Genomic DNA, 12,528 nt, shown 5'->3' on the forward strand with positions numbered 1-12,528 from the left:
TATAGATTTGCTGCATGCGGATACTGTCGGTTTTTATTTTCCTTTTTTATAATTGCTGCTTTTCACAATTTAAAATTACCCATTACAATTCTGAGAATGGGTTACCGCATGATCTGTGCTATCAGATTATCCAGGATAAATCAGGTTATATCTGGCTGGGAACTGATAATGGTCTGGTGAAATTTAACGGAAACACTTTTGTGAGTTATGCCCAGAACCAAGGATTACAGAGTGGTTTTGTAATTGGGGTGAGTGAATCGATTTCAAAAGACAAAAAAATAATAGCTACATGGGGTGCTGGCGCTTATTATTTCTCCAATGGTAAATTCACGCCTATAGGTGATAAGGATTTTAGGCATCAGAAGTTAAATCATGTTGTCGAATACAAAGATAAAATAGTTGCTGTTGAGAATAAAAGCAGATTAAGGGTTTATCAAAAAGGAGCGTTAAAATCTGCATTATATGATCTTTATAAAATAAAAGGCAGATATAGATGGTTTAGTCAGAAGGAGGCAGACAAAATAAAGGATTATTTCAGAAAAAATAAAATCGGTTCTGAATTGATACAGATTGTGAAAGTGAATAATCAGCTGTATTGCATTTCAGATAAGTATACACCAAAATTGAAAGGTATCTTGAAATTTGACTGTAATTCAAAAACCATTTTTCCGTTTCCGTTTCTGAAAGATATTCCTGTTGTTGGATTGTACTCAAAAGAAGGACATTTTTTGGCAGTTACTGAAAATGAACTGATCGAATTCGATTCCAAACGTATACTGAGCAGGAGAAAAAGCAATCTGCCCGGAAAAAGAATTATTCAGTATGCAGAAAACCAAGAGTCTGAAGCTTACTTGGTACAGGACAAGGCAACCAATAATCATGAGGTTGTATTGTACGGAAAGAAAACGGGAAAATATACTTTTTTGAGCGAAGATTTTCTTAAAGCTCCGGTAAGTGATATCTTGTTGTCTAATGAAGGCATTCTTTGGATAAGTACGTATGGTAACGGATTGTTCTCTGTGAAAAAACCACAAATTCAGATGGAGGAGAATTATTTGGAAAATCAATATGTTTTTGATTTTGAGTCAACTAAATTTCTTAATTTTTTTGTAGGTACCGATAAGATCATCTATTCTGATAAAAAGAATACTGATTTTAAAGAAATACCTGTTCCCGGAATAGTTCATTTTAAAAATCAATCTGCAGATACTTTATATATGCAGACAAAAAAACCGGATGCATTTTCAAAACAAGTAGGACCTTATTTTTTGACAAACAAAACACGCATGTATCAAAAGAAGATCGGTGCTGTTGAGTTTGTATTTGGAGATGCTCTCTTATATGTAAAAAAGAATGGCAAACTTTCGGAAGTATTTCTTAAAGTCCCTAATTCGGAAGAAAATAACCTCAAGATTCAAGGAATAGTCAAGACGGGTAATGAGTATTGGGTTTTAAGCAATCAGGGGATATTTGTTTTGGATGAAAACCTGAAAAATAACCGTAGGGTTACCGAAAAGGAAGGATTGCTTTCCAACCAAGTGATAGATGTGGCGGAAAATGGCTCTCAAATTTGGATGTTAGGGTTAAAAGGATTGACTATATATGAAAAGGGCAAATTCAGTATCTTTTCTTATGATAATGATAAAAATGACTTTTTCAACGATTTTGTCATAGAAAAAAATGGTACGGCATGGATAGCCAGTCAGAAAGGACTGGTAAGATTTAATGATGGTCAGTTTTACCGTTTTACACGAAAAGAAGGACTGGCTTCCAGTTTTTATTCACGTATTTATATTCTCGGAAAAGATAAACTTCTTTGTATGGGTAACAAAGGAGTAAATGTTTTTGATATGCATGAATTAAAAAAGGCAAATCATTTAGCGATTCATTTAAATTCGAATTCTGGCGGAACTATTAAGGATGATGAGATGAAGATAGATTCTCATGAAAACTTTGCTGTTACTGCCGATGTAATCAATTTCAGTGATTCCGATTATTTATTGGAATATAAACTCAATAATGAAAAATGGGTTAAATTAGAAGGGAATACAGTCGATTTTTCTAATTTCTCATCAGGTAAATTTACGTTACAGTTCCGGGCGAGATATTATTTCTCAGATTGGAGTTATTCTTCAAGGGTGATCATCGATAAAGTTCCTGCCTGGTATTTCAGATGGTATGTGTTGCTTTCGGGAGTGTTTTTGGTACTCGGTGTGATTTTCGGTATCATAAATTTAAGATTTAAACGATTGAGGGAGCGTACCCAAAAACTTCAGGATTTGTTGGATTCCAATCAAAGACTGGAAATGCAACTCAACGAAATGCGCCAAAATATAGCCCAGGATTTCCATGACGAATTAGGTAATAAGCTTGCCGGAATAACCGTAATGTCTGATCAATTAATGCATGCCGAAAAACTGAAAGATTCTGACGATTATGCAGTCGTGGAGCGAATCAATAAAGACAGTCAGGATTTGTTTCAGGGAATACGTGATTTTATATGGGCCATCGACAGTAAAAACGGTAGTCTCGAAGAATTGATTTTTGCATTGACCGATTTTGGGGAAAATCTTTTTGAATATTCCAATATCAAATTTATTGTAACCAATCATGTCGAAAATTCGGCTTTTTTGTTGCCGCATTATTGGAACCGCCAGCTACTGCTTTTGTTTAAAGAAGCCATGACCAATTCTTTTAAATACAGTCAGGCCAAAACCGGAACCCTGATTTTTAAAATGGAAGAAGGTATATTGTTCGTCGAATTTAAAGACGACGGTATTGGCTTCGACCCGAAAACCATCTCCCGCAGGAACGGACTCTTCAATCTTCAGAAACGCGCAGATAAGCTAAAGGGCCAACTCAAAATCAATTCTATATCAGGAACTTCTGTTGTTTTTATAGGAGAAATGTAGTTAAAATCACCCTTTATGGGTGATATTGAGCCTTGCTTTTTCAATTAAGTTTGTTGCAAACAAAACAAACAAACGAATGAAAAAGACAATTTTACTTTCTGCTTTTATTTTTATTGGAACTAGTGTCACTACTTACGCACAAAATCAATTTCCTGCAACAGGAACGGTTCAAATAAACAATGTTAACGACAATAACAGGTTGTTGATTCAGCAGACAACTGAGCCAACAAACCAAAACCTGGTTTCGTTTATAACCGGACTGCAAAGAGGGGTTTTCTTTAAAGACCGTCCTACCATGCAGGGAGGATTATGGCTTCTTGGTGGTGGATGCTGTTACCCCGACGGAGATGTCAGAATGAACGGTTCCGGATTTATCGGTGCCGGTGTTTTCGGTGACGGTGCTACTTTTATCCCAACTTCAAATCAAGCTTCTTTTATGCGCTTTCAAAGCGGGAATATCGATTTTTATGGAATGAACAACCTGACGCCGGGAACTGCGACTTATCCAATATCCGATGGTGCAAAAATGACCCTGACTACTTCACCCACTACACAACTGAATGTGAACGGTGAAGTGAGAAGTAAGGAAATTACGGTGAATACAACTGGTAATGTCTACAATAAAGGATTGAGAATAAGTTTTACTGATAATTACTATTCTGGAGGAGCAGGTGAGGCTTATTTTGATATTACAAATATGTTAGGCGGATTTACCTGGAGACAATCCAATGTAACTTTAATGCGATTGGATGCAAGCAAAACATTGCGCCTTGACGGAGAATTAAGAGCCAAAGCAATCAGGGTTAGAAGCGATGTTTGGGCTGATTATGTTTTTGCTGCTGATTATAAATTGCCGGCTTTGTCTGATGTGGAACAATTTATCAAGGAGAATAAACACTTGCCTAATATTCCTTCTGAAAAAGAAATAGTGGAAAACGGCATTGATGTGGCACAGATGCAGGAAAAACACATGCAGAAAATAGAGGAATTGACCTTGTATGTGATTGAATTGGAAAAGCAGAATAAGAAGTTACAGGAACGATTGGAAAGCATCGAGACTTTGTTGAACAAACAAAAATAATGCGATGAAAAAGTCATTATATTTTTTACTCATTAATTTCTTCATTTGGAATTATGGACAGGCACAAATTTTTCAGGAAGATTTTGAAACAGTAAATCCTGAATATGGTACAAATATATATTCCAGTAATATGTGTCCGAGCATATCATTTATAAGGAATAATCCTTATAATCAAAAAGTGGATTGTTTGACAAATTGGAGAACTTTTAAAGGGACGCCGAGTATTGAAGTTGATAACGGGAATACTTGTTTGTCATTGTCGTCCCAGAACTTTTTAGGAAATTATACTACTCCTCCATATACTAATCCTTATGTCTTGACGGAATCGGTTTATATAGATAGCTATAAGTTGGAACCTCATACAAATTATAGATTTGTGTATTATGTTAAAGCAGGTTATAGTAATGTAAATGGTTTGGGACGTTTTTACGTGGTGGCTACTGATGATGAATTAGATCCATATTATTATTATGGATATGGAAGTCCCTGTATGCAAGGGGCTGGGGATTTATATGTGTTAAGAGTGTTGGATTCATATGCTATTCCTCAAAATGGAACTTCGGGATGGGAAATGAGAACGGTTTACTTTTCTACCGAAGGTGATACTGATACCAGTACATTGTTGTTTTTGCCAATGATGTATGACAGCGGGTCGTCTTCTACAAAGTTAACTGTATTGTTGGACAATGTAAGTCTCTACAAGGAAGGTGAATGTGAATCCAAAACAGTTAACTTACAGAATAAGATAATAAGCCCGACGAAATTTAACCCAAATCCAACGATTGAAGGGAAAAGGATTTATGCTGGAAGGGCCGTTGTAGCCTCAAGTGTCATACCTAATGGAGATGTTGTTGTAAAACCAAATGGGATTTTAAATTTAAAAAGTACTTATAAAATTGACCTTGAAGATGGTTTTATAGTGGAAGAAGGCGGCATTTTTGACGCTTATGTAGACGGAAGTTGCTATCGTGGATATGGAACTTACAAGGAGGCATCTGATGATGGAGTAGAGGAAGAGATAATCAGTGACAATCCTGCTGTTGCAGCAAGTGAAGTAATCATTTACCCCAATCCGTCCAATGGTCAGTTTGTACTAAACGCAACAACAGATATAGATGAGATTATAATCTATAATGCCTTGGGACAGGTAGTGAAAGGAATTGTTGATGCTAAAAACAAATCAACGGTTGAGGTTAATTTAACGAATAAAATCAAAGGGGTGTACTTCTTAAAAATCCGTTCAGGTAACGAATGGACTGATAAAAAAATAATAGTTGAATAACTTTGAATTTCTTTTGCCTGAATGATAAAATCACCCTTTTCGGGTGATTTTTTTCTTTTGGAAACAATTTACTTTTGGATTTCAATTAAAACAGACAAATATGAAATCACTTGTAAAATTCTCAGATTTAAAATTGACAAAGGAGGAAATGACGCAATTAAACGGCGGAGGCAGTGGTGGTCCGGTAACTGGAGGGCCAAACCCTGGTTCAGGAACTACAACTACTACTACACCTCCTTTATTGCCGGGGTTTACTATACCTGCTAATATCACAGTTACGGTTGGCGCGCCTCAAGCTTCATTGGGGGCTATGGCAATGATGGCTGGTACAGACATGAACTTCGGGGGCACGGACAGCGGTGCTTTTTTAGGAAGTCATGAGACAGGTCATACAGCGCAACAGGGTACTGGTGCGTATAATCCTTAAAAAGTGAAATTCTTTCATGCTTCATTCAATTGGAAACAGAAAAAGGGACTTTATCTAAAAAAGTAATTAAAGAGTAAGGTTGGTTTACGCTTGGGACTGCCTCTTTTTGGGGCGGTTTCTTTTTTACGGAAATCAATAATAGTACAACAGATATGAAAAAAATAATTTTATTCCCGGCATTGGTCTTTGCTTTGTTTTCATGCAGTACAGACAATACATCGGAAGAATCGGAACAGCCTAAAAACGTATATGTTTTGGGTTATGAAAAAGAATCAGGTATAAATACATTGAAAGTTTGGAAAAATGGTGTTTCTTCAAATATTTCAGATGGTATAAAAACAGCTTTGCCAAGGGATTTGTTCGTTGATGGGGACAATGTTTATGTTGTAGGTTGTCAGGACGATGCAAGTGGTATAAGACAGGCAGCATTATGGAAGAACGGAGTTAAAACGGCTCTTTCAAATGGTACGGGGCAAAATTATGCCAATGGTATTTTTGTCCAAAACAACCAAGTGAATGTTGTGGGTTCGATTAACGGTTTTCAGGAGGCTTCTCATTGGCTGAACGGCAATTATAATACGTTGCCAATTACCTCTACTTTCTCTAAAACAGCAGATAAAGTCCACGGTGATGCGAATAATATCTGCATTGCGGGTGAAATTATAGAATCAGGCAGCAAGTCAAAAGCAGTGGTTTGGATTAATAATAGTCTTTTTAATTTAACAGATGGTACTACACGTGCTATTCCTCAAAGGGTTTTAATGTCCGGAGGATTTGTTTATACATTGCTTTACCTGAATAATAAGGCGGTTATTGCTAAAACCAATAGCACTTCGGGAACAACTTTGGTGGAATTGATGACGCAAAATGGTGTAGATGCACACCCGACAGATTTTGCCATTACTTCCTCCGGTGATACTTATGTAGTAGGATATGAAGTAATCAATGGTTTTGACACACCATTTTTGTTTAAAAACGGTATGAGACAAAATTATTTTACGACAGTGCCAACTTCAGTGATTCCGACTTCAATATATATCGATGGTCAGGATGTTTATGTTTCGGGTACGGAAGAAACTGTTTCAGGAGTGGATTTAATCCGTGTCTGGAAAAATGGCCAGAACCAAAATGTAAATCTGTCTTCTTCAGCTCAGGACAGGCATGTGACAAGAATTATTGTAAAGTAAATACTAATTGTTTTATAAGATCATAGCCGTCCCTGTGGCGGCTTTTTTTACTTTTGCAATATGATGAAAGTGGTATTAATAGAGGATTACGAAATCTTACGTAAATCCCTTAAAGAAATTGTGAATCAGGAAGAAGGTTATGAAGTTGTGGGTGATTTCGATTCCTATGAGTCAGCTTTGCCTAAAATGAAAGAGTTGCAGCCGGATATTGTCCTGACCGATATTACGTTGCCGGGAATCAGCGGTATTGAAGGGATTAAACAACTAAAGCAGTTGTTGTCCCAAGTGGCAATTATTGTTGTATCGGTTCATGAAAATTCCCAATACGTTTTTGATGCTTTGTGTGCCGGTGCTGTAGGATACCTGACTAAAAATTCCGGTAAACAGAAAGTGGTGGATGCATTGAATCAGTTAAGACAGGGTGGGGCGCCCATGAGTGTGAATATTGCACGCATGGTGGTGGAATCTTTCCAGCAAAAAACACATAACGACTTAACCCAAAGGGAAAATGAGGTGTTGGATTTATTGTCCAAAGGGAAAAGTTATGCATCGATAGCGGATGAGCTTTGTTTAAGTGTGAATACCATTAAAACACACGTAAAAAATATATATGAAAAGCTTCAGGTGAGCAGTAGGGAGGAATTGATAAATAAAAGATTTTAATGAATAAGTGTTTTTTAGTTTTAGGATTGTTGATGAGTCTTGTGGGTTTTGCGCAGGATATTGATGGTGACGGATTTTTGAATAATATGGATAACTGCCCAACTGTTTCTAATCCTGATCAAATGGATCAGGATGCTGACGGACGTGGAGATGTTTGCGATAACTGCCGTTATATGGCTAATTTTTCGCAAATGGATTCAGATGGTGACGGGATAGGGGACGTGTGTGATAATTGTCCGTATGTTCATAATGTAAATCAGGCAGATATCAATGGCAACGGAATAGGCGATGTATGTGATCCCGCCCTGAATACCGGCGATTTTGACTATGATTCGGTAAAGGTATATGTAATGAAAAATAATTCCGGGGTCGAATTAATTTTAACTTCTAAAGAGCTGGCCGATTTTGTCCGGATTTATGATCTTAAGGGAAGATTGATCCGGTCGTTTATAAATCCTACACAAAACCGCATGAATCTAGAGGAATTTACGGAAGGAATTTATATAGTAAGAGTGGGTGTGAAGGATAAACAATACATCAGGAAAATTAAATTGTAAAGGAAGAGATCGGAAGGTCTCTTTTTTTGTTACATCTTTAAATAGAAATCCTTTGTCAGTGCGATATATTCCGGAGTATAATCATGGCGCCCCACTTCAATGACCAATTCGTCAATTACTGCGGGTTGTTCAATTCTTGTAAAGGCCATCAGGCTTCGTTTGATTTCTGTAGTCGGTGTTCCTTTTACCCGGGTGATTTTCAATGGAAATAAGGATCTGGCTTTGGTTAATTTCAATATTTTTTCTTCTTCTTTGAAAGGAACAATCAGGGAGAAAATTCCATTGTCAGATAAGAAAAAATCAGCAGCTTCTACTAATTCTTCAAAGGGTAATGAATCTTCAAAACGGGCATTGTCACGCTGTTCGTCACCCGATTTGTATTCATCGGTATAGAAGGGAGGATTGGAAACAATCAAATCAAATTCTTCTTCAACTTCTTCCACAAATTCATCCAATCCGGCATGATAGCAATATAAACGGTCATTCCATGGTGAATTTTCAAAATTATCCGTAGCCTGTTCATAAGCGTCATCATCAATTTCAATGGCGTCGATTTGTTCGGCATGGGTTCTTTGGGCAAGCATCAAAGCGATTAGTCCGGTTCCTGTTCCGATGTCCAGTATGTTATAGGGGTTGTTGATAACTGGTGTCCAGGCGCCTAGCAATACACCATCGGTGCCCACTTTCATGGCGCAACGGTCTTGTTCTATTTTGAATTGTTTGAATTGAAACATGGTGATTTGGAATTTATCCCAAATAAAGATCCACCAATCCTTCTGGAGTATTCAAAGTAATCGATTTGTTTGTTCGGTTCACTTCAACTATGAAATCATCAATCATGGGAACTAAAATTTCAATGCCATCCTTGTCGATTTCGAATAAAGGCTGCGCTGCACTGTCATTGATGGCAACAATTTTACCAATATTTCCTAATCTCTGGTCAATAACATCGAAGCCAATCACCTCGTGGTAATAAAATTTGTTACCCTCAAGTTTTGGTAACATGGTTAAAGGAAGGTAGACTTCGCAGCCAATTAATTTGTCTGCTTCTTCTTCACTGTCTACATCTTCGAAACGTACTTTAAGGAAATCGCCCTTATGGAGTTGGCCATTTTCAATAAAAAATGGAACCAGATTTTTGTTGAATTCAACAAAAACTGATTCCAAATCTTCATACATTTCAGGTTCATCCGTATCCAAATAGATAAGGACTTCACCTTTGAAACTAAATTTTTTAGCGATTTTACCTAAATAGAAACAATCGTCTTTACGCATTACCGCCAGTTATAATTAAGCTTCAGTTTCTTCGTTGTTGTTTTCTTCAACTGCAGGAGCTTCTTCAGCAGCAGCTTCTACAACTTCTTCAGCAACTTCTTCGCTAGCTTCAGCAGCTTTTAACGCTTCAGCTTGTGCAGCAGCACGCTTATCGTTAGCAGCTTTTTCAGCTTTTAACGCTTCAGCTTTAGCATCAGCTTTAGATTTAGCTAATCCGTCTTTCTTAGCAGTTACTTTTCCAGCTTTCTCGTCTAACCAAGCGTTGAATTTAGCTTCAGCTTGCTCAGGAGTTAAAGCACCTTTACGTACTCCGCCTTCTAAGTGGTGTTTTAATAAAGCACCTTTGTAAGAAAGGATTGCTCTTGCAGTGTCAGTAGGCTGAGCACCGTTGAATAACCATGTAACCGCTTGATCAACATTCAAGTCGATAGTTGCAGGGTTAGTGTTTGGATTGTAAGTTCCGATTTTCTCTAAGAATCTACCATCTCTTTTTGATCTAGCATCAGCTGCTACGATCCAGTAAAAAGGTTTCCCTTTTTTTCCGTGTCTTTGTAATCTGATTTTTACTGACATAATCTTTATTGATTAATTTGAGGTACTCGACCTCGTTATTTAAGGGTGCAAATATAGTCAAAATTTTCATTCGCAAGATATTTTGTATCAATTGAATAAAATATTTAAAGGAATTCTGTTTTCAAAACCTGAAAAGTATATTTTTGTAAACCACAAATACATCTATTATGAAGAAAATTATACTTATGTTATCTTTTGCAACTGCCTTGATTTCTTGTCAAAGCGAAGTTGAATTCAATGACCCGGCTTTTCAGGGAAGGGTTAATAACGAAATTTGGAAAGCAAATATTAAATCGGCCAAAATTGAAGGCGGACAGTTAGTACTTGAGGGAACATCTACCCAGTACAATATGATTTTAAGAACGGCTTCTGCTAATGTCGGGACTTATTATTTAGGTACAACCGATCAGTCAAGTAAGGCAACATTTGACCCAATCAGCAATACAGACAGCAGATTGTATACTACCGGGATTAATACAGCAGCTGCTTATGAAGCTATACTCATTAATGGAGGAAGTGGCTATGTTACTTCAGGAATAGTGTCTGTTTCAGGCGGAACGGGATCAGGATTAAAATTGAATATTGAGGCTAATGCAAGCGGATTGGTTACAAAAGCAACAATCAATACACCGGGGTCAGATTACAAACCGGGAGACGTTGTAACAATCAATGGCGGAAATAATAACGCTAAGGTTTTTATTAAAACGGTTGCCAACAGTAACGGACAGATTATGATTACTAAAAATGCCGACGGACTTGTTTCAGGAAAATTTAAATTTACGGCTTATGATGCTGCTACAAGAGAGGTAGTTTCATGCAAAGACGGCGTTTTTTACAATTTGCCAATTCAATAAAAACCTGAATCTTATATAAAAAAAGGAAGCCATTCATAAGAGTGACTTCCTTTTTTTTTAAATAAAAACTTTAATATCCAGTTAATTACGGATTTAATAGTCTACCTTTGACAAAATTTATAAATTTTATATATGAATATTTTTGTAGGTAGTTTGCCGTTTTCAATTGACGAGGCCGACTTAAGAGACTCTTTCGGAGTGTATGGTGAAGTAACTTCAGTAAAAATCATTACAGATAAATTTACAGGAAGAAGTAAAGGTTTCGGATTTGTTGAGATGTCAAACGATGATGAGGCTTTAAAAGCAATCGAAGAGCTAAACGGTGCCAGTGTACAAGGACGTACGATTGTGGTAAACAAATCGGAGCCGAAACCGGAAGGCGAAAGAAGAAGCTTCAGTAACAACCGTTCAGGCGGAAGTTATGGAAACAACCGCGGTGGTGGAAACTACGGTGGAGGTAACAATAGAGGAAGATACTAAGAAGTTATTTTTATAGCATTGTTTGAAAACCATCTCAATTGAGATGGTTTTTTATTGAAGGCAACTTTTTTGTCTTATTCTTTTTTTTTAAAAGACGGTAAAAGAAAACGTACATTTTGCTTTTTCGGCACTGAAGATAATAACCGCCTCTTTCTGTTTTATAACAGCCCACTTTAAGCTTGTTGAAAAAGGTATTGAAACTACGTCCCAGTCCCAGATTTCTTTTCAGTTCAGCATAAAAGTCCATAAGATTGGTAGCTGCCTGAAGATCGGTTTGCCTGCTTGGGTTGGAATAGTTTTTTTCCTGATATTCCCCATTCAGGTTCTGTTCGGTCATATATGAATATCCGTCCAAAAATTCCCGATTCCAGCCGGGAACTGATTTTCCGTCGGGTAAGTCGGATATTTTGTATGCATTCATGATTTCAAAAGCACAGATTACCTTCTCTTCCGGTAATTCGTTAATCTGAAAATACATAGTATAGGGTTGGGCAGATTTTCCTTTTTGTGAATAAGGATCAACCGGTTGTTCTTCAGCAATATTGATTATACGGCCTGTATAAACCAACTCAGCTGATTGTTCTATTTCGATGATTTGGCCGTCAATCCAGAACCGGAAACTGATTCCTGTTTTTTTTGACTTGAGGTCTTCAACCTGGAAATTCTTTGTTTTTTCAATTTTTTGTGCAAAAACAATTCCCGAAGTTAGAATTAAAAGGATTGTGAATAAGCATTTATATTGTTGCATGATAGGGTGTTTAATGCTTTTCTGATTTTTACAGAGGCATTTCATCTGGTAAGAGTGTCAACAGAAAGAAAAGGTTGGGAGGGAAGTAAAGAAACTTCTGAATTCAAAATACCGGTTAGCCTTTCTTCAAAATTCCCTTTTCCACACTTTCATTAATTAAACCCTCGGCATACTTCCAAATCGAAGACGAGCCGTCAGCAATCGCTTTTTTCTTCCCGTAAACTTTTTCATAGGGAACATTGAATTCAGCCCAGGTTCCGCCGTTATTTGAAACGTTTTGCAATAAAGGCTCAAAGCGGTCCATTGTGCGTGCAAATTTTGCCTCATCGGTTTCACCGTCTTCAAATTCTTTCCAGACGGCAATAAATTCTGCCGCCTGTTCTTCCGGCAATAACCCGAAAATGCGTTTCGCCGCCATAAGCTCTTCTTCTGTATTGCTGTGGTTCTTCGCAGTATCGTAAATAAAAGTGTCGCCGGCATCAATTTCGA

The 12,528-nt window shown here is 37.2% G+C and carries 14 protein-coding genes; 9 read left to right on the forward strand and 5 right to left on the reverse strand.

Annotation, left to right across the window (positions count from 1 at the left end):
• The first annotated feature begins 14 nt into the window (after positions 1 to 14).
• The 7 genes from NAT51_RS18860 to NAT51_RS19845 all read left to right on the forward strand — a co-directional run bounded on the left by NAT51_RS18860 (position 15) and on the right by NAT51_RS19845 (position 8,109).
• Positions 15 to 2,912, forward strand: coding sequence for a sensor histidine kinase (locus NAT51_RS18860; RefSeq protein WP_250601511.1), 2,898 nt, complete (start codon positions 15 to 17; stop codon positions 2,910 to 2,912).
• 76 nt (positions 2,913 to 2,988) lie between these two features.
• Entirely contained in the window at positions 2,989 to 3,993 is a 1,005-nt protein-coding gene (locus NAT51_RS18865) for a hypothetical protein (RefSeq protein WP_250601513.1), read from the forward strand.
• A 4-nt stretch (positions 3,994 to 3,997) separates the two neighbouring features.
• Positions 3,998 to 5,275, forward strand: a complete 1,278-nt coding sequence (locus NAT51_RS18870; protein ID WP_250601517.1) for a T9SS type A sorting domain-containing protein — start codon at positions 3,998 to 4,000, stop codon at positions 5,273 to 5,275.
• Positions 5,276 to 5,375: 100 nt separating this feature from the next.
• A complete protein-coding gene (locus tag NAT51_RS18875) occupies positions 5,376 to 5,702 on the forward strand; it encodes a hypothetical protein (protein ID WP_250601519.1) in 327 nt (108 codons plus the stop codon).
• Between the two features lie 152 nt (positions 5,703 to 5,854).
• Complete coding sequence (locus NAT51_RS18880; protein ID WP_250601521.1) at positions 5,855 to 6,889, forward strand: hypothetical protein; 1,035 nt, start codon at positions 5,855 to 5,857, stop codon at positions 6,887 to 6,889.
• A gap of 60 nt (positions 6,890 to 6,949) precedes the next feature.
• Positions 6,950 to 7,552, forward strand: a complete 603-nt coding sequence (locus NAT51_RS18885; protein WP_250601523.1) for a response regulator transcription factor — start codon at positions 6,950 to 6,952, stop codon at positions 7,550 to 7,552.
• Positions 7,552 to 8,109 (forward strand): thrombospondin type 3 repeat-containing protein, encoded by a 558-nt coding sequence (locus NAT51_RS19845; protein ID WP_394799713.1) that lies wholly within the window; start codon positions 7,552 to 7,554, stop codon positions 8,107 to 8,109. Before NAT51_RS18885 ends, NAT51_RS19845 begins: the two co-directional genes overlap by 1 nt.
• A gap of 29 nt (positions 8,110 to 8,138) precedes the next feature.
• Here the strand turns inward: NAT51_RS19845 and NAT51_RS18900 are convergent, their stop codons facing one another.
• From NAT51_RS18900 to NAT51_RS18910, 3 genes are read right to left on the reverse strand one after another with little or no spacing between them, the layout of a single operon-like run.
• Complete coding sequence (locus NAT51_RS18900) at positions 8,139 to 8,843, reverse strand: tRNA1(Val) (adenine(37)-N6)-methyltransferase (RefSeq protein WP_250601525.1); 705 nt, start codon at positions 8,841 to 8,843, stop codon at positions 8,139 to 8,141.
• 13 nt (positions 8,844 to 8,856) lie between these two features.
• Entirely contained in the window at positions 8,857 to 9,384 is a 528-nt protein-coding gene (gene rimM / locus NAT51_RS18905; protein ID WP_250601527.1) for a ribosome maturation factor RimM, read from the reverse strand.
• A 15-nt stretch (positions 9,385 to 9,399) separates the two neighbouring features.
• Positions 9,400 to 9,957, reverse strand: a complete 558-nt coding sequence (locus NAT51_RS18910) for a 30S ribosomal protein S16 (protein ID WP_250601529.1) — start codon at positions 9,955 to 9,957, stop codon at positions 9,400 to 9,402.
• Positions 9,958 to 10,124: 167 nt separating this feature from the next.
• Between NAT51_RS18910 and NAT51_RS18915 the strand changes: the two genes are divergently transcribed.
• Together NAT51_RS18915 and NAT51_RS18920 are read left to right on the forward strand one after the other, a co-directional pair.
• Positions 10,125 to 10,811 carry a DUF6252 family protein gene (locus tag NAT51_RS18915; protein ID WP_250601531.1) on the forward strand — a complete coding sequence of 229 codons (687 nt, stop codon included), beginning with the start codon at positions 10,125 to 10,127 and terminating at the stop codon, positions 10,809 to 10,811.
• A gap of 132 nt (positions 10,812 to 10,943) precedes the next feature.
• Positions 10,944 to 11,291 (forward strand): RNA recognition motif domain-containing protein, encoded by a 348-nt coding sequence (locus NAT51_RS18920; protein WP_250601533.1) that lies wholly within the window; start codon positions 10,944 to 10,946, stop codon positions 11,289 to 11,291.
• A gap of 34 nt (positions 11,292 to 11,325) precedes the next feature.
• Here the strand turns inward: NAT51_RS18920 and NAT51_RS18925 are convergent, their stop codons facing one another.
• Positions 11,326 to 12,039: a hypothetical protein gene (locus NAT51_RS18925; RefSeq protein ID WP_250601535.1), complete on the reverse strand. Its 714-nt coding sequence runs from the start codon at positions 12,037 to 12,039 to the stop codon at positions 11,326 to 11,328.
• 115 nt (positions 12,040 to 12,154) lie between these two features.
• A partial coding sequence (locus NAT51_RS18930) for an HD domain-containing protein (RefSeq protein ID WP_250601537.1) occupies positions 12,155 to 12,528 on the reverse strand: 374 nt, incomplete at its 5' end.

The organism is Flavobacterium amniphilum (genome assembly GCF_023634845.1).
Lineage (GTDB): Bacteria > Bacteroidota > Bacteroidia > Flavobacteriales > Flavobacteriaceae > Flavobacterium > Flavobacterium amniphilum.